Here is a 23065-nt window from a genome sequence, read left to right as displayed (position 1 = left end):
GCCAAGGGCCGCGAAGCGGCCCCACAATTCTCACCACGCGCACGACGGCTCGAAGCTGTCGGCCCGCGCCATATCCCACATGCGTTCGTAGAAGTCCGCCTCGATCTTTTCCTTGAGCAGGTCGCCTGGATTGAGGAAAAGGTGAATCTGCGAGAACAGGCGGATTTCCTTGTCCGAAACGCGTCGCACCAGGTGGCGGGGTTCCAACTGGTTGGGGTGATCCAGGCCGGCGGCCGCGAGCATTTCGGCCAGGGCTTTCAAGGTATTGCGGTGGAACATCTGCACCCGCTGTGCCTTGTCTGGCACCACCAGGGCGCGCTGGCGCAGCTTGTCCTGGGTGGCGACGCCGGTGGGGCATTTATTGGTGTGGCAGGACTGCGACTGGATGCAGCCAATGGCGAACATGAAGCCGCGTGCGGAGTTGGCCCAGTCGGCGCCTATGGCCAGCACGCTGGCGATGTCGAAGGCGCTGATGATCTTGCCGCTGGCGCCGAGCTTGATCTTGTCTCGCAGGTTCAGTCCCACCAGGGTGTTGTGCACGAACAACAGCCCTTCACGCAGGGGCACGCCGATGTGGTCGGTGAATTCCAGAGGCGCCGCACCCGTGCCGCCTTCCTTGCCGTCGACGACGATGAAGTCGGGGAGGATGCCGGTTTCCAGCATGGCCTTGGCGATGCCCATGAACTCCCAGGGGTGCCCCAGGCAGAACTTGAAGCCCACTGGCTTGCCGCCCGAAAGCTCTCGCAGTTTCGCGATGAACTGCATCATTTCGATGGGGGTGGAGAAGGCGCTATGGCGTGAGGGGGAGACGCAATCTTCGCCCATGGGCACGCCCCGGGTGAGGGAGATTTCCTCGGTGACCTTGTGCTTGGGCAGTATGCCGCCGTGCCCTGGCTTGGCGCCCTGGCTGAGCTTGATTTCGATCATCCGTACCTGCGGACTGCGCGCCTGGGTTGCGAAACGCTCCGGGTCGAACTGGCCGTCGCTGGTGCGGCAACCGAAGTAGCCACTGCCCAGTTCCCAGACGAGGTCGCCACCGTTCTCACGGTGGTAGGGGCTGATGCTGCCTTCGCCGGTGTCGTGATAGAAGTTGCCGAGCTTGGCGCCACGGTTGAGTGCGCGGATGGCGTTGGCGCTGAGCGAACCGAAGCTCATGGCCGAAACGTTGAAGACCGAGGCCGAGTAGGGCTGGGTGCATTGGGGCCCGCCGACCACCACACGGAAGCTGGACGGGTCACTGAGCGGCGCCGGGCGCATGGAGTGGCCGATGAATTCGTAGCCGGCGCGGTAGACGTCGATCAGGGTGCCGAAGGGCTTGTCGCCGCCTTCGTTCTTGGCGCGCGCATAGACCAGCGAGCGCTGGGCGCGGGAGAACGGCAGGCGGTCGTCGTCGGCTTCCAGCAAGTACTGGCGGATCTCCGGGCGGATGCCCTCGACCAGGTAGCGGATGTTGCCGAGGATCGGGTAGTTGCGCCGCACGGCGTGGCGCGATTGAAGTAGGTCGAACACCCCCAGCGCGCTAAGTGCCGCACCCAGTAAGGTGAAAGGCCATACCCATTCGTGACCGATGAAGGGCAGGCTGAAGAGAGTGAACAGGACGCAGAAGGTGAAGAAGGCGTAGCGGCTCAGCAGCGAAAGGCTCATGCGGACTCCTTGATTGCAGGTACCGGCACAGCGTAGTGCGAATGCGCGGTAATTGCCTTGCCGGGGCTCAAGGACAAGACCTTAATCGATGTAGGTTGGTGCTGAGCCTGCGAAGCCCAACGATTCGGGATTCCGCTGGCTTCTTGTGTTGGGCCTCGCTGCGCTCGACCAGCGTGACCCGGACCAACCTACGCATTGCATTCACTTGCTCCCAAAAACGAAAAGCCCGGCATCTGCCGGGCTTTGAGGGTTCGAAGCGAGTTTTTGATCAGCTTACGCGCTGGGCTTGCAGCAGACGGTCGGCACCACCTTCGGCAACGCGGAAGGCATTGGTGCGATCGGAGCCGCTTTCGGCGATGCGGTTGGCACCAGTGCGGTCGGAGCCACCTTCGGCGACGCGGTTGGCACCGGTACGGTCGGAGCCACCTTCGGCGACGCGGAAGGAATTGGTGCGGTCGGAGCCGCCTTCGGCGATGCGGTTGGCGCCGGTACGGTCGGAGCCACCTTCGGCGATGCGGTTGGCACCGGTACGGTCGGAGCCGCCTTCAGCAACGCGGTCCAGGACCATGAAGCTGCCTTCAGCGGCAACCGGGTCGATGGCCTGGGAGGAGGACTGCAGAGCGAAAACAGAGCTGCTCAGGGTGGCGATGAACAGTGCGGCGATGGCTTGAGTTTTCATGATCTGGGCTCCTCGAAGGGGGGGCTGGAAACTGGGTACGGAGCCAATCTTACGGATGGGGGGGTGATTAAAAAGTGATCACGCCCGATAGCGATCATTAACGCCATTGATGGTTGATTAAATTTATAAATATCAATGACTTGTGTTGTTTTGTGTCGCTCTCGAAGCAATTGGGTTCTGTTCGGCGCGTCCACAAGGGGTTAGGCAGCAGCAGGGGGCTTGGGTAGGTTGGTGCAGGGCCTGCGAAGCCTAACGATTCGGGATTCCTGATCCTATGTTTGTACGGCTTGCAGTCGCGAATGCTCCCGAATGCCGGAAAAAGAAAACGGCCCGCGAGGGGCCGTTTCTTGTACCGCGAAGTCGTCAGCCGCCGAGGTAGGCGTCGCGGACCTTGGGGTCGTTGAGCAGGTCGTCGCCGCTACCCTGCATGACGATGTGGCCGTTCTCCAGCACATATCCACGGTCGGCCAGCTTGAGCGCCTGATTGGCGTTCTGTTCCACCAGGAAGATGGTCACGCCGTCCTTACGCAGCTGTTCGATGATGTCGAAGATCTGCTGGATGATGATCGGTGCCAGACCCAGCGAAGGCTCGTCGAGCAGCAGCAGCTTGGGCTTGCTCATCAGCGCGCGGCCGATGGCGAGCATCTGCTGTTCGCCGCCGGACATGGTGCCGGCGCGCTGCTCGAAGCGTTCTTTCAGGCGCGGGAACAGGTGCAGCACCTTGTCCATCTGCTCCTGGAAGTCGCCCTTGGCGGTGAAGAAGCCGCCCATGGCCAGGTTTTCTTCGACGGTCAGGCGGGCGAACACGCGGCGGCCTTCCGGCACGACGGCGATGCTCTTGCGCATGATGTCGCAGGATTCCTGGCCAACGAGTTCTTCGCCTTCAAAGCGAATGCTGCCGCTGGCCGCGCGCGGCGAGCCGCACAGGGTCATCAGCAGAGTCGACTTGCCGGCACCGTTGGCACCGATCAGGGTGACGATCTCGCCCTTTTTCACATCCATGCTGACGCTGTGAAGCGCCTGGATCTTGCCGTAGAAGGTGGAAACCTTGTCGAAAGTAAGCATGGCTCAGGCCTCCCCCAGATAGGCTTTGATCACGTCGGGGTTGTTGCGGATCTGCTCCGGCGTGCCGTCGGCCAGGGGGGTGCCCTGGTTGATCACGTAGATGTGGTCGGAAATGCTCATCACCAGCTTCATGTCATGCTCGATCAGCAGCACGGTCACGTTGTGCTCGTTACGCAGCATGGCGATCAGCGCCTTGAGGTCGTCGGTCTCACGTGGGTTGAGGCCGGCGGCTGGCTCGTCGAGCATGAGGATGCGCGGGCGGGTCATCATGCAGCGGGCGATTTCCAGGCGGCGTTGCTGACCGTAGGCCAGGGTGCCGGCCGGGCGGTTGGCGACTTCGGTCAGGTTGACCTTTTCCAGCCAGTGGGCGGCGTAGTCCATGGCCTCGCGTTCGCTCTTGCGGAAGCCCGGAGTCTTCAGCAGGCCAGCGAGGAAGTTGGTGTTGAGGTGGCGGTGCTGGGCGACCAGCAGGTTTTCCACCGCCGTCATTTCCTTGAACAGGCGTACGTTCTGGAAGGTCCGCACCACACCTTTGCGGGCGATCTTGTGGCCCGGCAGGGCTTCGATCTGCTCGCCATCCAGACGGATGCTGCCGGAGGTCGGCTGGTAGAAACCGGTCAGGCAGTTGAACACGGTGGTCTTGCCGGCGCCGTTCGGGCCGATCATGGAGACGACTTGTTTTTCCTGTACGGTCAGCCCCACCCCGTTGACGGCCAGCAGACCGCCGAAGCGCATGGTGAGACCGCTTACTTCGAGAATCGGGCGGCTCATTGTTTCAGCTCCAGGTGGGGACGTTGCATCGGCAGCAGACCTTGCGGGCGCCAGATCATCATCAGCACCATCAGAGCGCCGAACATGAGCATCCGGTACTCGCTGAACTCACGCATGAGTTCGGGGAGCAGGATCATCACGATGGCCGCAAGGATTACGCCCAACTGGGAGCCCAGGCCACCGAGCACCACGATGGCGAGGATGGTCGCCGACTCGATGAAGGTGAAGGACTCAGGCGTCACCAGGCCCTGGCGCGCGGCGAAGAAGCTGCCGGCAAAGCCTGCGAAGCAGGCGCCCAGGGTAAAGGCGGAGAGCTTGATCACGGTGGGGTTCATGCCCAGCGCGCGGCAGGCGATCTCGTCCTCGCGCAGGGCTTCCCAGGCGCGGCCCAGCGGCATGCGCAGCAGGCGGTTGATCACGAACAGGGTCAGCAGCACCAGCAGCAGGGCGATCAGGTAGAGGAAGACCACCTTGTTCACCGAGTTGTAGGCGAAACCGAAGTACTCGTGGAAGGTCTGCAGGCCTTCTTCGGCACGGCGCTCGAACGACAGGCCGAACAGGGTTGGCTTGTCGATGTTGCTGATGCCATTGGGGCCGCCGGTCAGCTCGGTCATGTTACGCAGCAGGATACGAATGATCTCGCCGAAGCCGAGGGTCACGATGGCCAGGTAGTCTCCGCGCAGGCGCAGTACCGGGAAGCCGAGGATGAAGCCGAAGAAGGCCGCCATCAGGCCGGCGATCGGCAAGCACACCCAGAAGCCCAGGCCGTAGTAGTGCGAGAGCAGCGCGTAGCTGTAGGCGCCGACGGCGTAGAAACCGACGTAGCCCAGGTCCAGTAGACCTGCCAGGCCGACCACGATGTTCAGGCCAAGGCCGAGCATCACGTAGATCAGGATCAGAGTGGCGATGTCGACTGCACCGCGCGAACCGAAGAACGGCCAGACCAGGGCCAGGACGATCAGGCCGAGAATGAACCAGCGCTGGGTCGAGGGCAGGGTCAGGAAGTTGCTGGTCTTCTTCGACATGCCCGGCAGCTTGGGCGCAGCAGCCCAGGCGCCCTGGACTTTTTCACGCATCAGTTGCCAGAAGAACATGGCCACGGCGCACGCCGCGATGGCCAGCAGGGTGGGGGTGTCGGCACCGGTGACCACCAGGCCCACGCCAACGACGCTGAGTTTCAGGCCGAGGATGGGGTAGGCGACGGCCAGCACCAGGAGGGCGCTGAAGAACGCCGTTTTGAGTCGAGTGTTCATACCTTCTCCACCTCCGGACGGCCAAGGATGCCAGTCGGCCGGAACAACAGGACCAGAACCAGCAGGCTGAAGGCCACGACGTCCTTGTACTGGTCGCCGAAGATGTCGGCGCCGAAGGCTTCGGCTACACCCAGCACAAGACCACCGAGCATGGCGCCCGGAATACTGCCGATGCCACCCAGCACGGCTGCGGTGAAGGCCTTGATACCGGCGAGGAAGCCGATATGCGGGTTGATCACGCCGTATTGCATGCCCAGCAGCACCGCGGCCACGGCGGCCAGGGTGGCGCCGATGACGAAGGTCAGGGCGATGATGTTGTTGGTGTTGATGCCCAGCAGGTTGGCCATGCGGATGTCTTCAGCGCAGGCGCGGCAGGCACGGCCCAGGCGCGAACGGGAGATGAACAGCGTGAGACCGTACATGACCAGGAAGGTGACGACGAAGATCAGGATCTGCATGTAGGAGATCACCACGCCATTCATGGTGCTCTCGCCGAACACGAAGTTGCCCGGAATCAGGTTGGGGATGGCCTTGTCCTTGGAGTCCTGAGTCAGCAGTACTTCGTTCTGGAGGAAGATCGACATGCCGATCGCGGAGATCAGCGGGATCAGGCGGTTGCTGCCGCGAAGGGGGCGGTAGGCGACCCGTTCGATGCTGTAACCGTAAGCGCTTGCAACGATGATGCTCGCGGCGAAGGCCGCGACGATGACGATCGGAAGGCTTTCCAGACCGAGCATGGTGAGCCCGGCAATCACGATGAAGGCTACGTACGAGCCAATCATGTAGACCTCGCCATGGGCGAAGTTGATCATGCCGATGATGCCGTAGACCATGGTGTAGCCGATGGCGATCAGGGCATAAGTGCTGCCAACGGTGAGACCGTTAACCAGCTGTTGCAGATAGTGGTAGAGATCAGGCATTCCCTAACTCCTCGGGCATCACGAAAAGCGGCGCTTGTGGCGCAGCGGAGCCCGTAAAACACGGATAAACAAAGCCCACTGCCTAAGCAGTGGGCTTTGCGTTCAGGCGGGAAGCTTATTTAGCTTCGGTTTTGGTGCCGTCCTTGTGCCACTCGTACACCACGAAGCTGAAGTCCTTCAGATCGCCCTTCTCGTCGAAGGCCAGGTTGCCGGTCGGGGTTGCGAAGGAGTTGGCGCGCAGGGCGGCAGCTACCTTGGCGGTGTCGTCTTCGCCGGCTTTCTTGATGCCTTCGGCAATTACTTGTACCGCGGCGTAGGCCGGGAACACGAACGGACCGCTCGGGTCTTCGTTCTTGGCCTTGAAGGCGTCTACCAGGGCCTGGTTCTTCGGATCCTGGTCGAAGGACTTCGGCAGGGTTACCAGCAGACCTTCGGAAGCCGGGCCAGCGATGGCGGAGAGCTCCTTGTTGCCCACGCCTTCCGGACCCATGAAGCGTACTTTCAGACCTTTTTCAGCCGACTGACGCAGCAGCAGGCCGAGTTCCGGGTGGTAGCCGCCGTAGTAGACGAAGTCCACACCGGCCTGCTTCAGCTTGGAAACGATGGTGGAGAAGTCCTTGTCGCCGGCGTTGATGCCTTCGAACAGGGCGACTTTCACGCCTTTGCTTTCCAGGGTCTGCTTGACGGCAGTGGCGATGCCTTCGCCGTACTGCTGCTTGTCGTGGATGACGGCAACGGTCTTCGGCTTGACGTGATCGGCAATGAAGTTGCCGGCGGTCGGGCCTTGCAGGCTGTCCAGGCCGATGGTGCGGAACACCAGCTGGTAGCCACGGGAAGTGATGTCCGGGCTGGTGGAAGCCGCGGTGATCATCAGGATGCCTTCGTCTTCGTAAATGTCGGACGCGGGCTGGGTGGAGCTGGAGCAGAGGTGGCCAACTACGTAGTGGATACCGTCGTTGACGATCTTGTTGGCTACGGCAACAGCCTGTTTCGGATCGCAAGCGTCGTCATAGACCACGCCTTCGAGCTGAGAGCCGTTCACCCCGCCGGCCTTGTTGATCTGCTCGATCGCCATCTTGGCGCCGATGAACTGCATCTCACCGTACTGGGCAACCGCACCGGTCACCGGGCCAGCCAGGGCGATCTTGATGGTGTCAGCTGCTACGGAGTAGCTGGCGACACCGGCGAGAGCCATGGCGGCGAACAGTTTGGAAATCTGCTTGGTAGCCTTATTCATAGTGCTCCACTCTTGTGTTTTCGTTGTTGTTGTCCTGTTTGCCGAAGCTACGGGACAAGGTATTGCACCCCGCCAACATGCCCCGGCAACTGTACCGGAACAGTGTAGATTGCTGATTTGCGGCTTGAAAAGTCGGGTTTTGATGGCGGAATGATCTTGTGTCGCTTAATTGAAACAAACGTATAGAAATACGGCGTGTCTCGTGCGCGGCTGGCATCGTCAGGCAGGGCTTGTCTGAAAGTTGCTCGACGCTATCATTGCGCCCCCCAGTCCTTTCGTTACCAACCAACTCAAAACAAGCCATGAACGATAACGCTAGCACCCTCTATGCCAAGCTGCTCGGCGAAACCGCCGCCATCACCTGGGAAGAGCTGCAACCCTTCTTCGCCAGGGGCGCTCTGCTTTGGGTGGATGGCGCCGCAGACCTGGTCGGCGTGGCCCTGGCTGTAGCCGAGGACGACAAGGCCCAGGTCGCGGCGCTTCTGGCCGCCGGCAAGCTCAGCAAGGTGGAAGAGTCTCTCGCCCAGGATCTATTGGCGCGCGATCCGAAGCTCTGGGCTGTGGTGGTAGCGCCCTGGGTCCTGATCCAGGAGCGGGACGAGGCGCCGATCGTTCACTGAGCCGGCGTTAACATGGAGGTCAGGGAAGGCCTCCAGGAGTGTGCTGCCCTTTTTGATCGTGCACCGGTCAGGGGCGGCCAGCGAAACTGGTGGAGCGGGCTAGACTCAACCCACCTTCTTCTTCTCTTTGATATCGACAGGGAGCGTAACCATGTTCGAACCAGGCCATGTACATCGGGCCAGCGTGCCCGGTTTTCCGGGGCAGCAGTTTTCCATCGACCTCTATTACGAAGCGCGCCCGAATGCGAAGGAAGGCACCATGCTGCACTTCCGCATGGTCGGCGAAATCGAGGGCAAGTCATTTACCGAAGAGTTCGAGATGCACCGCGACACTGCGTTCAACTTCGCCAGCGTGGTTTCCAAGGTGGCGGTGAAGAACGGTCTGCACCCGAATACCACGCTGATCATGCGTAACCACAAGGAATACGACCAGATCTTCGAAGATATCCGCCGCGTGCTGGGTGCCGAACCCGGTGAGAAGGTGAACTTCGACCATCTCGAGAAAGACGGGTTCTGATCCTTGCTCCGGATGTAAGCCGCCTTGCGGTTTACACCTTTCCATCAAGGAGGCCTTTGGCCTCCTTTGTTGTTTCTGTGGGGGTGGAATCGCCCCCACAAGGCATCCACTTTGTGTTCGCACTATCTATGCACTGACCCAGCGTTGGCGCATCCAGCCGCTCAGGGCATCCACTCCCAGTACCAGAATCAGCATTGCCAGGATCACGCTGGCCGCCTGGGCTTCCTGGAACAGGGACAGGCTCATGTAGAGCATCTGCCCCAGCCCTCCGGCGCCGACGAAGCCGAGCACGCTGGCCATGCGGATGTTGTTCTCCCAGCGATAGAGCATGTAGGCCACCAGTTGCGGCCAGACCCCCGGCAGGGTGCCGTAGCAGAAGGCGGCAACTCGTCCGCCGCCATTCAGACGGATGGCTTCGGCGGGTTCGGGCGGGGTGTTTTCCAGGGCCTCGGCGAACAGCCGGCCCAGCACGCCGGCGGTGTGCAGGGCCAGGGCCAGGGTACCGGCGTTCGGACCCAGGCCGGCAGCCAGGACCATCAGCGCAGCCCAAACCAGTTCAGGCACCGCACGTAGCGCATTCAGCAGCAGGCGCGCGGTCCCTTGGGCCAGGCTGCCGAAGCGGCCGGCGGCAGGCAGGGCGATGAGCAGGCCCAGCAGCGCCGCCAGCAGCGTGCCGAGGGCCGACATCGCGAGCGTCTCCAGGGCGCCCCAGCCGATGGCCTTGAGGTGTGCGGTGGAAAAGTCCGGGTGGAGGAAGCGCATGGCGTAGCTGCCCATCTGGTGCAGGGCGTCGCCACTGACCAGGGCGCCAAGGTCGACGCCCAGCCACACGAAGGACGCGACTGTCGCCGCCAGCAAGGCGACGATCACCAGGATATTGCCCGGCCTCACGCGAATCTCCCGCGCAGGAAGCGGCTGAGTTGGTCGGCCAACAGCACCAGGGCGAGGAAGGTCAGCAGCATGCTGGCAACTTCGCCGCCGGCGAACATGCGCATCGACAGGTCCATCTGCTGGCCCAGGCCGCCGGCGCCGACGAAGCCCATCACGACTGAGGCGCGCACTGCGCACTCCCAGCGGTAGACGGTGTAGGAAATCACTTCTGCCGCTGCGTTGGGCAGTACGCCATAGGCGAACGCCGCCAGACGTGGGCTGCCGGCGGCAAGCAGTGCGCGGGTGGGGCGTGGGTCGACGGACTCGAAGATCTCCGCGTAGACCTTGCCGAGCATGCCGCTGTAGGTGATGGCGATGGCCAGCACCCCGGCGGTGGGGCCCAGGCCCACGGCGCGGACGAACAGTAGTGCCCAGACGATTTCCGGAACACTGCGCAGGAAAATCAGCAGGCCGCGCACCGGCCAGCGCAACACCTGTGCCCACCAGGCTGGACGCCCGCCGCGGTGCAGGGCCGACAACGAAAGGGCTCGACTGGCCCAGAGGGAGGCGGGTAGGGCGATCAGCAGCGCCAGACTCATGCCTGCGGTGGCGATGGCCAGGGTTTCCAGCGTGGCGCGACCTAACAGATGAAGGAACTCCTCGCCGTGCTCGGGTGGCCAGAAGGCCGACAGGAATTGCCCCATGGTGCGGGCGTTGCCCTCATCCAGCAGCACTGCCGGGTTCAGTTCGCTCAGTTCCAGCCCAGGCCAGAGCAGCGCCAGGGCCAGCAGGGTGAGCAGTAGGCGGGGCAGCGCGGCGGGGTCGCGTGGTGTGGCTTTCAGCATCGCGGAATGTGCAGCACGGGGGCCGCTATGGGCGGCGAGGATGGGGTGTCGCCGTGCAGTTGCTCGTTGGCGTAGAGGGTATCCAGGTCAGCCTGGCTGACAGCTTCCCGCGGGAGGTCGAAGGCAACACGGCCGTCGCGTACGCCGATGATGCGCGGAAAATGTTCCAGTGCCAGCTCCACGGCGTGCAGACTCGCCAGCAGCGTGACGCCACGGCGACTGGCGTCGGCGCAGAGTACGTCGAGGGTGTGATCGGCGAGCACCGGGTCCATTGCGGAAACCGGCTCGTCGGCGAGGATCAATTCGGGTGCCTGGTAGAGCACGCGGGCGATGCCCACGCGCTGCAATTGGCCGCCGGAGAGCTGGTCGCAGCGCTCGAAGAGCTTATCGGCCAGATCCAGCCGTGCCAGGGCGGCCTGGGCGCCGGTACTGTCCAGGGGATGCACCAGGCTGAGCAAGCCTTTGCCCAGGGACCATTGGCCGAGCTTGCCAGCCAGTACTGCGGTGACCACCCTTTGGCGTGGTGGCAAGGGCGGCGCCTGGTGCACCAGACCGATGCGCGCCCGCAGGCGCTGGCGCTCCCGCGCGGAGAGCGACCAAGGCGTCGCGCCGAGCAGTTGGAACTGCCCGGCGGCGGGTTTCAGGTTGGTGGCGAGCAGGCGCAGCAGGCTGGTCTTGCCGGCGCCCGATGGGCCGATGATGGCTACCCTTTCACCGCTACCGACAGTGAGATCGATGCCCCGGAGTGCAGGTTGGCCGTTGGCGTGGACCAGATCCACGCCATGCAGCGACAGGCTCACTTCAACAGGCCGGCCGAGCGTGCGGCTTCCTCTATGCCTTTGTAGTTCTCGGGCTTGGTCGGAATGAAACGGCTGGCGGCCTGCAGGTCGAGGATCGCCTTGTGTTCCGGATTGGCTGGGTCGAGCGCGAGGAAGGCCTGTTTGATTTTCTCGGCCAGGGCGGGGTCCAGGGTTCCGCGCACCGTCCAGTTGTAGTCGTAGTAGGTCGGGGTGGTGGCGAATACCTTCACCTTGCTGGTGTCGACCTTGCCGGCGTCCACCAGTTTCTGCCAGACGCTGGCGTTGAGCACGCCGCCATCGACCTTGCCGGCCTGGACCCAGGCCACTGTGGCGTCGTGGGCGCCGGAGTAGGCAACTCGGGAGAAGAACTGCTCGGGCACGATGCCGTCCTTCTGCATGAAGTAGCGCGGCATCAGGCTGCCGGAGGTGGAGGAAACCGAGCCGAAAGCGAAGGTCTTGCCCTTGAGGTCCTGCAGGGACTTCACTGCCGGGTCGGCGCTGATGAACTTGCTAGTGAACTTCTCGTCCTGCTCGCGTTGCACCAGGGGGATGGCGTTGCCGGTCTTCAGGCGAGTCTGGACGAAGGTGAAGCCGCCGAGCCAGGCCATGTCCAAACGGTCGGCCGCGAGGGATTCGACCACGGCCGCATAGTCGGCCACGGGAACGAACTCTACTTTCATGCCCAGTTGTTTTTCGAGGTACGCACCGAGCGGCTTGAACTTGCGCAGCAGTTCGGTTGGCGCTTCGTCGGGAATGGCCGAGACCTTGAGGACGTCGGCGGCCTGGGAAACAACAGCGGAAAAAGACAGTGCGATGCCTGCCACGAGGGCGAGAGAGCGTTTGAACATAGGATTCTCCGGTTCAATAGCGGAAAAGGCAGGCGGATTATAGTGAGCGCCCGGCGGCTTGGTAGCTTCACGTTGCTGGCCAGGCGTTTAAGATGTGCGTTTCGCTAATTGCCTGGAGCTTCGGCATGACCGATTCCCTGCCTTCCATCGCTTTCGCCGGCATCGGCCTGATGGGCCTGCCCATGACCCGCCGCCTGCTGGCCGCCGGTTACCCGCTGACCGTATGGAACCGCTCGCCAGAGAAGTGCGCGCCTCTGGTTGAATTGGGTGCACGCCGCGTGAAAGCACCGGCCGAACTGTGCGCCGAGGCGGACATTGTGATGCTCTGCCTGGCGGACACCCGCGTGGTACGCAAGGTGGTGTTCGGTGAGGGCGGCATTCTTGAAGGCGCTAAGCCGGGACAATTGCTGGTGGATTTCTCCAGCCTGGAACCTGCCGCCACCCGCGAGATGGCAGCCGATCTGGAGGCTCGTACCGGCATGCGTTGGATGGACGCGCCGGTATCCGGTGGTACGCCCGGTGCCGAGGCTGGCACCCTGGCGATCATGGCCGGCGGTCATGAAGACGATGTGGAGCGGGTGCGGCCGATCCTCGCCCACCTGGGCCAGCGACTGACCCGCATGGGTGCGGTCGGAGCCGGCCAGGTGACCAAGGTCTGCAATCAGATGATCGTGGCCTGCAACGCCCTGGTAATTGCCGAAGTGGTTGCCCTGGCGGAAAAGGCCGGTGTGGATGCGAGCCTGATCGCCACGGCGCTGGCCGGTGGCTTCGCGGATTCCAAGCCGCTGCAGATCCTCGCGCCGCAGATGGCCGCGAGCCATTTCGAACCCATCAAATGGCACGTGCGCACCCTGCTGAAAGATCTGGATACCGCAGTGCGCCTGTCTCGCGAGCACGACTCGGCAACGCCGCTCAGTGGCCTGGCGGCCCAACTGATGCGCCTGCACGGCAGTCAGGGCAATCTGGAACGCGATCCGGCTACGCTGGTGGAAATGTATCGGGAGAATCATTGATGAAGATCGCCGCGAACTTGTCCCTGCTGTTCACCGATCGCCCATTGATTGAGCGTGTCATAGCCGCCCGCGTCTGCGGATTTGACGGCGTCGAGGTGCAGTTCCCCTACGAGTTGCCGGCGATCCGCATGAAGGAAGTGCTGGAAGCAGCCGGTCTGCCGCTGGTCCTCTTCAACCTGCCGGCTGGCGACCTGATGGATGGCGGCCCTGGCCTCGCGGCCGTGCCGGATCGACAGGAGCAGTTCGACGATGCGCTGGCGCAGGCACTGAGCTACGCCGCCATGACTCGCCCGCGCTTCGTCAATGTGCTGGCAGGGCGGCAGGCCGAGGGCGTCAGCCGTGATCGAGCCTTGGCCTGCCTTGCGGCCAACCTGCGCAAGACAGCTGAAGCCTTTGCGGTGCTGCATATTGGCGTGGTGTGCGAGGCGATCAACCCGCTGGATATGCCTGGTTTCCTGATCAACACCCCGGAGCAACTGGACCGGTTGCTGCGCGATGTCGACCACCCCAACCTCAGTGCCCAGTACGACCTCTACCACATGGCCCGGCAGGGCGTGGACGCGGCGGCGGGTATTCGCCTGCTGGCTGGTCGCATCGGCCATGTGCAGTTCGCCGACTGCCCCGGCCGCGGTGAGCCGGGCACGGGCAACACCGACTTCGGCCCTGCCATGCGTGCCCTGCAGGAAGATGATTACCCCGGGTGGCTGGGAGCCGAGTACAAGCCCACCGGCGTCACTGCCGACACTCTGGGCTGGCTGCCGGACTGGAAGGCCAGGCTGGCCTGAGCCCACGAGAATCTATGTGGAACGTGCGCGAGTGGGAGCGAATTCATTCGCGATGCGAGTGGGCTGCCCGCTGGTGAACGCCTACGGGACTGCTGTGCAGTCCTTCGCGACTGAAGTCGCTCCTACAGATACCCCGATCGAATTGTTTCAGAGAGAGAACCATGACCGACCCCATACGCCTCACCCAGTACAGCCATGGAGCTGGTTGCGGCTGCAAGATTTCTCCCAAGGTGCTGGAAGTGATCCTTGCCGGCAGCGGCGCACAGAACCTCGACCCGAAACTCTGGGTAGGCAATGCCTCCAGGGATGATGCGGCGGTCTATGCGCTGGATGATGAGCGCGGCGTAGTTTCCACCACTGACTTCTTCATGCCGATTGTCGATGACCCCTTCGACTTCGGCCGTATCGCTGCCACCAACGCCATCAGTGATATCTACGCCATGGGCGGCGACCCGCTGATGGCCATTGCCATCCTCGGCTGGCCGGTGAACGTGCTGCCGCCGGAAGTCGCCCGCGAAGTGATTCGGGGTGGTCGTTCGGTGTGCGATGAGGCGGGAATCCCGCTGGCCGGTGGGCACTCCATCGATGCCCCCGAGCCGATCTTCGGCCTGGCCGTCACCGGCGTGGTGGACAAGCGCAACATGAAGCGCAATGACACCGCCACCGCTGGCTGCAAGTTGTACCTGACCAAGCCCCTGGGCATCGGCATCCTCACCACGGCGGAGAAGAAGGGCAAATTGCGCGAAGCCGACGTGGGCCTGGCCCGCGACTGGATGTGCACGTTGAACAAGCCTGGCAGTCGCTTCGGCAAGCTCGCCGGCGTCAAGGCGATGACCGACGTCACAGGCTTCGGCCTGCTTGGCCACCTGGTGGAAATGGCCGACGGCAGTGGCCTGACCGCCCGTATCGATTACGCCAAGGTGCCCAGCCTGCCGGGCGTGGAGTACTACCTGGAACGCGGCTGCGTGCCCGGTGGGACCCTGCGCAACTTCGAGAGCTATGGCGACCGCCTGGCGCCGCTCGCAGAAGTGCAGAAACTTCTGCTCTGCGACCCACAGACCAGCGGCGGCCTGCTGGTGGCGGTGGCGCCGGAAGGAGAGGCGGAGTTTCTGGCCGTGGCCGAGGAGCTCGGCCTGCAACTGGCGCCCATCGGCCAGTTGCACGAGCGACAGAGTCTCGCGGTCGAGGTGTTCTGATGCGTCCGGACACCTCGAATTACCGCGAAATCTTCCTCGATGACCTGCCGATGATGGATGCCCGCGCCCCGGTGGAATTCTCCAAGGGCGCCTTCCCCCATACGGTCAACCTGCCGCTGATGACCGACATCGAGCGGCAGAAAGTGGGGACGTCCTACAAGCAGCATGGCCAGCAGGCGGCCATTGCCCTGGGCCACCAGCTGGTGAGCGGCGCGACCAAGGCGGAGCGCATCGAGGGTTGGGCTGCCTTCGCCCGCGCTAATCCACAGGGTTACCTCTACTGCTTCAGGGGCGGTCTGCGTTCGCAGCTGGTGCAGGAGTGGTTGAGGACGGAAGCGGGGATCGAGTATCCGAGGGTGAGAGGCGGCTACAAGGCGATGCGGACCTTTCTCCTGGAAACGACCCAGGACGCAGTCAACCAGTGCGATTTCGTGCTGGTGGGCGGCCTGACCGGCACTGGCAAGACCGATGTGATCGCGCATCTGGCCAACAGCCTGGACCTCGAAGGCCACGCCAACCACCGAGGTTCGAGCTTCGGTAAGCGCGCGACTCCCCAGCCCGCGCAAATCGATTTCGAAAACGCACTGGCCATCGACATCCTCAAGAAGCGCGCCGCCGGCCATGAACAGTTCGTGCTGGAAGACGAGGGGCGCATCGTCGGTAGCTGCTCGGTGCCGCTGGAGTTGTACCAGGGCATGCAGCAATACCCGCTGGTCTGGCTCGATGACAGTTTCGACGACCGGGTGGAGCGTATCCTGCGGGATTACGTGGTCAACCTCTGTGCCGAGTTCATCGCCACCCACGGAGACGAACACGGCTTCACCCGCTTCGCCGAGCGCATGCGCCAGAGCCTGGACAATATCCTCCGGCGCCTGGGCGGCGAACGTCACCAGCGGATGTCGGCATTGATGGAGGCTGCCCTTGCCGAGCAGGAAGCCACCGGCAATGTGGAGCTGCATCGTGGCTGGATCGAAGGTTTGCTGCGCGAGTATTACGACCCGATGTATGCCTTCCAGCGCGAAAGCAAGTCGACCCGGATCGAGTTCGCCGGCGAACAGGCAGCCGTCCTCGAGTATTTGCGTCATCGCCAGTCGGCGCGCCGCTGACCGCGACTTCAGGCCGGGCTGGAGTCCTTGGGGCGCAGTGGCAGCACATTGCTGCCGCTCAGTCCGTAGGAGCTACGCAGGAAGGCTTCGATGGCCTCCAGCGACTGTGGGCGACTGAGCAGGTAGCCCTGGATGTAGTCGCAGCCTTGGCCATGGAGAAACTCCAGCTGTTCGCGAGTCTCCACCCCTTCGGCCACCACGTGCAGATGCAGGGTGTGGGCCATGCCGATGATGGCCTGGACGATCTCCATGTCGGCATGGCTGCCGGGGATGTCCATGACGAAGGAACGGTCGATCTTGAGCGTATCCAGGGGCAGTCGCTTCAGGTAAGCCAGGGATGAATAGCCGGTGCCGAAGTCATCGATGGAAATGCTCACGCCGAGGCTGCGAATGCGCTCCAGCAGGTACAGCGCCTGGTTGACGTTGCACATCAGGGCGTTTTCGGTGACCTCCAGCTCCAGCCTTTGCGGCCGTAGCCCGCTTTCCTCCAGGACACGCTGCACTTCGTCCGCCAGTTCATTGCGGCTGAGGTTGAGCGCCGAGCAGTTCACCGCCACTCGCAAGTCGTGGAATCCCTTGGCGGCCAGGCTGGCCAGGTCGCGACAGGCGCGGCGCAGCACCCAGCCGTCCAGTTCGGCGATGAAGCCATTGGCTTCGGCCACACCGATGAAGCGGTCGGGAGAGAGCAGGCCAAGTTGTGGATGCTGCCAGCGCACCAGGGCTTCCAGCTTGGTTACCTGGCCGCTGTTCAGGTCCAGGATGGGCTGGTAGTTGAGGAACAGGCCCTGATCCCTGGCCAGCGCCAGGTGCAGTTCTTCCTCCAGTTGCAGCTCGAATGTCGCCTTGTGCTTCAGGTGGTGGCTGAAGAAGTGGAGGTTGTTGCGACCGCTGCTCTTGGCCTGGTAGAGCGCGAGGTCGGCGTGCTTGAGCAGTTCCTCGCAGGTCTCGCCATCATCCGGAAAGAGGCTGATGCCGATGCTGGTGGTCATGGTGACATTGCGCCCGGCCAGGGTGATGGGCTCCTTCATGCGGTGCATGATGCGTTGGGACAGCGCCTTGGCTTCCATCAGGCTACCGAGGCTGGCCAGCACGCAGAACTCATCTCCTCCCAGGCGTGCGATGACATCCTCCCGGCGCAGTACGCTGCGTACCCGCTCTGCCACGACCTTGAGCAACTCGTCTCCGGCGTCGTGGCCGAGGCTGTCGTTGACGCGTTTGAAATGGTCCACGTCCAGGAACATTACGGCCAGCGGTTGCTTGTACTGGGCGTGCTGTTGAAGCTTCTCGACGAAGAAATCGTTGAATGCACGACGGTTGGGCAGGTTGGTGAGGGCGTCGTAATGGGCGACGTTCTGCAGTTTGACCTTAACCTGCTCCAGTTCCCGCAGCAGGTTGTTGACGTGTTGCAGGTCACGTTCCTTGCGTTGCAGCTTCTTGTCGGCCCAGGCCACGCACAGGGCGAACAGCAGCACCATGCCAGCGATCACCGCGAGACTGAGGCCGAGCTGTACGGCATTGTCGGCTTGTTTGAGGTGAAGTTCGGTGCCCGCGGGAACCGCCAGTTGCAGGGCCAGCATGCCGGTGAAGTGCATGCTGCAGATGGCGCCGCCCATGGCCAGGCTGGCGGGAATCTTCAGCAGTTGGTGGCCTTCGCTGCGCTCACGGAAGAATGCGGAAAGCAGCATGGCAGCCAGGCTGGCGGCCACGGCTACACCCACAGATACGACGACCATGACGGGGTGATAGTACTGGGTCGCCACCGAGCGGATCGCGGCCATGCCGCTGTAGTGCATTAGGGTGATGCCAAGGCCGATTGCCAGTGCCGCCGCGAGGTAGTGGCGGGGTTCGACGTTGGTCCGGCCGAGGGTGTACATGCCCACCAGTGAGGCGGAAACCACCATGACCAGCGAGAGCGTGGTGGTGGGGATGTCGTAGTCGATGGTGATAGGCGCTTCGAAGGCCAGCATGGCGATGAAGTGCATCGCCCAGATGCCGCCCCCAAGGCACCAGGCCCCAAGCCAGCACCAGCGCCGCCGGGTTTCCGGTTGCTGCGCATGGGCCACTCGTTCAGCCATGTCGAACGCGCAGTAACCGGCGCCTGAGGCGACGAGGAAGGCCAGCAACACCAACCAGCTGTTATGGGTGCAAGCCAGGAGGATCTGGCCGTCCGCAGGAAGATCGGTACCGAAGCGCAGACCCAGCCAGTCCATAGAGGGCGTTCCCATGCAGACTATTGAATATTCGGGGGAGGGAGTGCTTGCTGGCACCGTGCCTTCAGTATAGCCAGCGGTTGGCCGCTTCCTGAGACGATCGTACCTTGGCGCTGAACGGTAGTTCGCGAGGGATGACCGGCCAGCAGGGCTGTTCGTTCCGGCAGCATCGGGTTACATAAATCCCACGAATTTTCGCAGACAGTGGCCGGCCGCACGCTCTAGATTGCAGCCTGGACCCCGGCTTGCGGTTATCCGGGCGCCTTACAACAACAACGAGACCGACTCATGCAGCAATCTCTTCAAGCGGCCAATGCCTGGCGCGTGCTCTTCCTGCTTTTTCTGGCCAACCTCTTCAATTTCTTCGACCGGACCATCCCGGCCATCATCATCGAGCCGGTGCGCCACGAGTGGAGCCTGAGCGATTTCCAGCTGGGCTTGATCGGCACTGCCTTCACCCTGGTTTATGCGATAGCTGGCGTGCCGCTTGGACGCATGGCCGACACTGGCGCGCGGAGGAAGATCATGGGCTGGGGCCTGGCGGTGTGGAGCGGCCTGACGGCCGTGAACGGCCTGGCCTGGAACTTCTGGAGCTTCCTGCTGGTACGCATGGGGGTGGGCATTGGCGAGGCCAGCTACGCGCCGGCTGCCAACTCGTTGATCGGTGATCTTTTCCCCGCCCACAAGCGTGCCCGTGCCATGGGCATCTTCATGCTGGGCTTGCCGCTGGGGCTGGTGCTGGCGTTCTTTACCATCGGTGCGATGGTGAAGGCCTTCGACAGTTGGCGTGCGCCGTTCTTCATCGCCGCTGTGCCAGGGATCATCCTGGCGATCTTCATGTTCTTCATCAAGGAACCTGCCCGTGGCGCCGCCGAGGCTGTGCAGGTGTCCACTGCAACCCCAATGGACAAGCCGCTACGCCGGGTGCTGGCGATCCGCACATTCTGGTGGCTGACCGTTGCGGGCCTGACCTACAACTTCGCCACTTACGCCACCAACTCCTTCATGGTGCCGATGCTGCAGCGCTACTTCCTGATGCCCCTCGAGCAGGCGGCAGTCGCCACCGGCATCATTACCGGCCTGACCGGATTGGTTGGCCTGACCCTGGGGGGCTGGGTGGCGGATAAAGTGCATCAGAAGTCTGAACGTGGCCGTCTTCTGCTGGCGGCATTCAGCATGGCGGTGGCGGCTGTCTGCACTGGCTATGCCCTGTTCGCCGGACGCATCGAGATCGGCCTGTTCGTAGGAGTGTTCAGCCTGGGCTGGCTGTTCGCCTACAACTTCTATACCTGCGTCTACACCGCCATCCAGGATGTGGTGGAGCCGCGCCTGCGGGCTACCGCGATGGCGCTGTTCTTTGCCGGTCTCTACCTGCTCGGCGGCGGTCTCGGCCCGGTAGTGGTGGGGCTGCTGTCGGACCATTACTCCCAGGCGGCGATGCTGGCGGCCGGTGCCAGCGAAATGAACGAGACGTTCAAGGCCGTGGGGCTGCATAACGCAATGTTCCTGGTGCCGGTGGCACTCACCCTGACCATGCTGGCGCTGTGCCAGGCGGCACGCTGCTTCGTGCGCGATGCGGCGAACATGCGCCAGGGGATGGTGGCAGCCGCGGCCTGACAGTACTCCGTAAGCAAGAAGGCCCGCATTTCTACGGGCCTTCTTGTTAGTGGGGTTCTCTCCTGTGGGGGAGTGGACCGGCCAATTACCCCGCTACCAGCACCCGGATCGACTCCAATCGCAGCGCGGCCTTGTCCAGCAGTTGCTGGCCTTCGTCACGCTGGTGGCGGACGGCTTCCAGCTCGCTGTCGCGCACACTCGGGTTGACCGCCCGAAGTGCGGTGAGGCGGGCCAGTTCTTCGTCCAGTTCGGCCTTCAGACGGCGCTTGGCTTCGGCAACGCGCTCGGCATGGCGCGGGGCGATCTTGGCTTCGGCGGCGTTGATTTGCGCTGCGAGCACGTCGCGCTGGGCCTGGACGAATTTGTTGGCGCTGCCGCGCGGCACGCTTTCCAATTGGTCGTTGAGGGTGTCGAAGGCCACCTTGGACGCCAGGTCGTTACCGTTGCCATCCAGCAGGCAGCGCAGGGCCTTGGGTGGCAGGAAGCGGCTCAGTTGCAGGGCACGCGGGGCGACGGCTTCGCTGACATAGAGCAGTTCCAGCAGCACGGTGCCGGGCTTGAGCGCCTTGTTCTTGATCAGCGCCACCGCGGTGTTGCCCATGGAGCCGGAGAGCACCAGGTCCATGCCGCCCTGCACCATGGGATGTTCCCAGGTGAGGAATTGCATGTCCTCGCGGGACAGGGCCTGGTCGCGGTCGTAGGTGACGGTCACGCCTTCGTCGTCGCCGAGGGGGAAGCCGGCGTCCAGCATCTTCTCGCCAGGCTTGAGCACCAGAGCATTCTCGGAGTGGTCTTCACTGTCGACACCGAAGGCTTCGAACAGAGACTCCATATAAAGAGGCAGGGCGAACTGGTCGTCCTGGTCGAGAATGTCCTCGACCAGGCGCTCGCCTTCGCCGGCACCACCGGAGTTGAGTTCCAGCAAGCGGTCGCGGCCGTTGTGCATTTCACCTTCCAGGCGTTTGCGCTCGGCTTCGGCTTCGCTCACCAGGGCATCCCAGGCGCTGTCATCACCCCCTTCGAGCATCGGCAGCAGACGCGGTCCGAACTTGTGCTGGATGGCGCTGCCGGTAGGGCAGGTGGCGAGGAAGGCGTTCAATGCCTGGTGGTACCACTGGAACAGGCGCTCCTGCGGACTGGTTTCCAGATAGGGCACATGGAGTTGGATGGTGTGTTTCTGGCCGATCCGGTCGAGGCGGCCGATGCGTTGTTCCAGCAGGTCCGGATGGGCCGGCAGGTCGAACAGCACCAGATGATGGGCGAACTGGAAGTTGCGGCCCTCGGAGCCGATTTCAGAGCAGATCAGCACCTGGGCACCGAATTCCTCGTCCGCGAAGTAGGCGGCGGCGCGATCGCGCTCGAGGATACTCATGCCTTCGTGGAATACGGTAGCCGGGATGCCGGAGCGCACGCGCAGCGCGTCTTCCAGGTCCAGGGCGGTTTCCGCGTGGGCACAGATCACCAGCACCTTGAACTTCTTCAGCATCTTCAGGGTGTCGATGAGCCATTCGACGCGCGGATCGAAGCGCCACCAGCGTTCGGTTTCGTCGCTGTTGTCCTGCTGGGACTGGAAGCTGACTTCCGGGTAGAGATCAGGGTGCTCGCCGATAGGCAGCTCCATGTACTCGACCGGGTTGGGCAGCGGGTAGGGGTGCAGCTGGCGCTCGGGGAAGCCCTGCACGGCGGCGCGGGTGTTGCGGAACAGCACGCGGCCAGTGCCATGACGGTCGAGCAACTCGCGCACCAGGCGTGGTGCGGCTTCTTCGTCGCCACCGGCAAGGGCGTGCAGCAGACCTTCGCCTTCTTCGCCGAGGAAGCCCTTGATGGTTGCTTCGGCCTTGGCGCTCAGGCGGCCCTGGTCCAGCAGTTCCTGGACGGCTTCGGCCACCTGGCGATAGTTGGCGCTTTCCGCACGGAAGGCCTCCAGGTCGTGGAAACGGCTCGGGTCCAGCAGTCTCAGGCGCGCGAAGTGGCTTTCCAGACCCAGCTGTTCCGGGGTGGCGGTGAGCAGCAGGACACCGGGGATGACCTCGGCCAATTGCTCCACAAGACGGTACTCAGGGCTGGCCTGCTCCGGATGCCACACCAGGTGGTGCGCTTCGTCGACGACCAGCAGGTCCCAGCCGGCGGCAAAGGCTGCATCCTGGGCGCGGTCGCTGCTCTTGAGCCACTCCAGGGACACGAGAGCCAACTGGCTGTCTTCGAAGGGGTTGCTGGCATCGCTCTCGGCGAAGCGTTCGGCATCGAACAGGGCGACCTGCAGGTTGAAGCGACGGCGCATTTCTACCAGCCATTGGTGCTGGAGGTTCTCCGGTACCAGGATCAGTACCCGGCTGGCGCGGCCGGAGATGAGCTGGCGGTGGATGACGAGGCCGGCTTCGATGGTCTTGCCCAGGCCTACTTCGTCGGCCAGCAGTACGCGCGGCGCAACGCGGTCGGCTACCTCACGAGCAATGTGCAACTGGTGGGCGATCGGCTGGGCGCGGGCGCCGGACAGACCCCAGAGGGAGGATTGCAGCAGGCGCGAGCGGTGTTCCAGCGTGTGGTAGCGCAGGGCGAACCACTTGTGCGGGTCGATCTGCCCGGCGAACAGGCGATCGTTGGCCAGGCGGAACTGGATGAAGTTGTTCAGCTGGGTTTCCGGGAGGATGCGAGGTTCGTTCTGGGCAGTGATGCCGTGATAGATCAACAGCCCATCGATATCTTCGACTTCCTGGACATTGAGCTTCCAGCCGTCGAAGTGGGTGATCTCGTCGCCCGGAGCGAAGCGCACGCGGGTCAGCGGCGCATTGCGCAGCGCGTACTGGCGGGTCTCGCCAGTGGCCGGGTAGAGCACGGTGAGCAGCCGGCCATCCGATGTCAGGATGGTTCCGAGCCCAAGCTCTGCTTCGCTGTCACTGATCCAGCGTTGCCCCGGTTGATACTGCTGCGCCATGCGTGTCTCCCTGAATTGAAAAAAGCCGCGTATGTTAACGGAACCGAAGGCGCAGGGCGACGCCGGATACGGGCCGTATATCCGCAGAAGTTTAGCGAGCGCCGGTAAAGAAACCCCCCAAGTGGCCGACAGAC

20 protein-coding genes are annotated in these 23065 nt (G+C 63.2%); 7 read left to right on the top strand and 13 right to left on the bottom strand.

The features are described 5' to 3' along the window. Positions 1-30 precede the first annotated feature (30 nt). From E8E75_RS21670 to E8E75_RS21640, 7 genes are all read right to left on the bottom strand, one after another. The gene (locus tag E8E75_RS21670; protein ID WP_120652221.1) at positions 31-1644 is read right to left on the bottom strand and encodes an FMN-binding glutamate synthase family protein; all 1614 of its coding nucleotides are present in this window, start codon (positions 1642-1644) and stop codon (positions 31-33) included. A 268-nt stretch (positions 1645-1912) separates the two neighbouring features. Continuing rightward, on the bottom strand, positions 1913-2323 hold the full coding sequence (locus E8E75_RS21665; protein WP_280359773.1) for a phage infection protein: 411 nt from the start codon (positions 2321-2323) through the stop codon (positions 1913-1915). 363 nt (positions 2324-2686) lie between these two features. Next, on the bottom strand, positions 2687-3388 hold the full coding sequence (locus E8E75_RS21660; RefSeq protein WP_120652217.1) for an ATP-binding cassette domain-containing protein: 702 nt from the start codon (positions 3386-3388) through the stop codon (positions 2687-2689). A 3-nt stretch (positions 3389-3391) separates the two neighbouring features. After that, positions 3392-4159 carry a high-affinity branched-chain amino acid ABC transporter ATP-binding protein LivG gene (gene livG / locus E8E75_RS21655; RefSeq protein ID WP_028626684.1) on the bottom strand — a complete coding sequence of 256 codons (768 nt, stop codon included), beginning with the start codon at positions 4157-4159 and terminating at the stop codon, positions 3392-3394. After that, positions 4156-5412, bottom strand: coding sequence for a high-affinity branched-chain amino acid ABC transporter permease LivM (locus E8E75_RS21650; protein ID WP_120652214.1), 1257 nt, complete (start codon positions 5410-5412; stop codon positions 4156-4158). Before E8E75_RS21650 ends, livG begins: the two co-directional genes overlap by 4 nt. After that, positions 5409-6332, bottom strand: a complete 924-nt coding sequence (gene livH / locus E8E75_RS21645; RefSeq protein WP_120652212.1) for a high-affinity branched-chain amino acid ABC transporter permease LivH — start codon at positions 6330-6332, stop codon at positions 5409-5411. The genes E8E75_RS21650 and livH overlap by 4 nt, the downstream gene beginning before the upstream one ends. Before the next feature lie 115 nt (positions 6333-6447). Next, entirely contained in the window at positions 6448-7569 is a 1122-nt protein-coding gene (locus tag E8E75_RS21640; protein WP_153917784.1) for a branched-chain amino acid ABC transporter substrate-binding protein, read from the bottom strand. A 302-nt stretch (positions 7570-7871) separates the two neighbouring features. On the opposite strand from E8E75_RS21640, the gene E8E75_RS21635 reads away from it, so the two are divergent. After that, positions 7872-8189 carry a DUF2288 domain-containing protein gene (locus E8E75_RS21635; RefSeq protein WP_153917786.1) on the top strand — a complete coding sequence of 106 codons (318 nt, stop codon included), beginning with the start codon at positions 7872-7874 and terminating at the stop codon, positions 8187-8189. Between the two features lie 151 nt (positions 8190-8340). Beyond that, positions 8341-8706, top strand: coding sequence for a DUF5064 family protein (locus E8E75_RS21630; protein ID WP_153917788.1), 366 nt, complete (start codon positions 8341-8343; stop codon positions 8704-8706). Between the two features lie 126 nt (positions 8707-8832). Here E8E75_RS21630 and phnE read toward each other — a convergent pair whose 3' ends face one another. Genes phnE through E8E75_RS21610 form a run of 4 tightly spaced genes read right to left on the bottom strand, consistent with a single transcriptional unit; the run spans position 8833 to position 12069 of the window. Continuing rightward, positions 8833-9597: a phosphonate ABC transporter, permease protein PhnE gene (gene phnE / locus E8E75_RS21625; RefSeq protein ID WP_280359769.1), complete on the bottom strand. Its 765-nt coding sequence runs from the start codon at positions 9595-9597 to the stop codon at positions 8833-8835. After that, complete coding sequence (locus E8E75_RS21620; protein WP_153917790.1) at positions 9594-10421, bottom strand: ABC transporter permease; 828 nt, start codon at positions 10419-10421, stop codon at positions 9594-9596. The genes phnE and E8E75_RS21620 overlap by 4 nt, the downstream gene beginning before the upstream one ends. Further along, the gene (locus E8E75_RS21615; protein WP_280359768.1) at positions 10415-11221 is read right to left on the bottom strand and encodes an ATP-binding cassette domain-containing protein; all 807 of its coding nucleotides are present in this window, start codon (positions 11219-11221) and stop codon (positions 10415-10417) included. The genes E8E75_RS21620 and E8E75_RS21615 overlap by 7 nt, the downstream gene beginning before the upstream one ends. Next, positions 11218-12069 (bottom strand): putative selenate ABC transporter substrate-binding protein, encoded by an 852-nt coding sequence (locus E8E75_RS21610; RefSeq protein WP_120652201.1) that lies wholly within the window; start codon positions 12067-12069, stop codon positions 11218-11220. Before E8E75_RS21610 ends, E8E75_RS21615 begins: the two co-directional genes overlap by 4 nt. Positions 12070-12194: 125 nt before the next feature. Here E8E75_RS21610 and E8E75_RS21605 point away from each other — a divergent pair, with 125 nt between their 5' ends. From E8E75_RS21605 to mnmH, 4 genes are all read left to right on the top strand, one after another. Continuing rightward, positions 12195-13082, top strand: a complete 888-nt coding sequence (locus E8E75_RS21605) for an NAD(P)-dependent oxidoreductase (RefSeq protein WP_120652199.1) — start codon at positions 12195-12197, stop codon at positions 13080-13082. Beyond that, the gene (locus tag E8E75_RS21600; protein ID WP_120652197.1) at positions 13082-13867 is read left to right on the top strand and encodes a TIM barrel protein; all 786 of its coding nucleotides are present in this window, start codon (positions 13082-13084) and stop codon (positions 13865-13867) included. Before E8E75_RS21605 ends, E8E75_RS21600 begins: the two co-directional genes overlap by 1 nt. Before the next feature lie 161 nt (positions 13868-14028). Further along, positions 14029-15063: a selenide, water dikinase SelD gene (selD, locus tag E8E75_RS21595; RefSeq protein WP_153917792.1), complete on the top strand. Its 1035-nt coding sequence runs from the start codon at positions 14029-14031 to the stop codon at positions 15061-15063. Then, a complete protein-coding gene (mnmH, locus tag E8E75_RS21590; RefSeq protein ID WP_153917794.1) occupies positions 15063-16169 on the top strand; it encodes a tRNA 2-selenouridine(34) synthase MnmH in 1107 nt (368 codons plus the stop codon). Before selD ends, mnmH begins: the two co-directional genes overlap by 1 nt. An 8-nt stretch (positions 16170-16177) precedes the next feature. On the opposite strand, the gene E8E75_RS21585 is transcribed toward mnmH, so the two are convergent. Continuing rightward, on the bottom strand, positions 16178-18379 hold the full coding sequence (locus E8E75_RS21585; RefSeq protein WP_153917796.1) for an EAL domain-containing protein: 2202 nt from the start codon (positions 18377-18379) through the stop codon (positions 16178-16180). A 288-nt stretch (positions 18380-18667) separates the two neighbouring features. Here E8E75_RS21585 and E8E75_RS21580 point away from each other — a divergent pair, with 288 nt between their 5' ends. Beyond that, a complete protein-coding gene (locus E8E75_RS21580) occupies positions 18668-19996 on the top strand; it encodes an MFS transporter (RefSeq protein ID WP_120652189.1) in 1329 nt (442 codons plus the stop codon). A gap of 85 nt (positions 19997-20081) precedes the next feature. On the opposite strand, the gene rapA is transcribed toward E8E75_RS21580, so the two are convergent. After that, the gene (rapA, locus tag E8E75_RS21575) at positions 20082-22931 is read right to left on the bottom strand and encodes an RNA polymerase-associated protein RapA (protein ID WP_120652187.1); all 2850 of its coding nucleotides are present in this window, start codon (positions 22929-22931) and stop codon (positions 20082-20084) included. Positions 22932-23065 lie beyond the last annotated feature (134 nt).

The sequence above is a fragment of the Pseudomonas sp. BN606 genome, from assembly GCF_029873115.1.
GTDB lineage: Bacteria > Pseudomonadota > Gammaproteobacteria > Pseudomonadales > Pseudomonadaceae > Metapseudomonas.
This window is presented reverse-complemented; position numbering and strand designations above follow the sequence as displayed.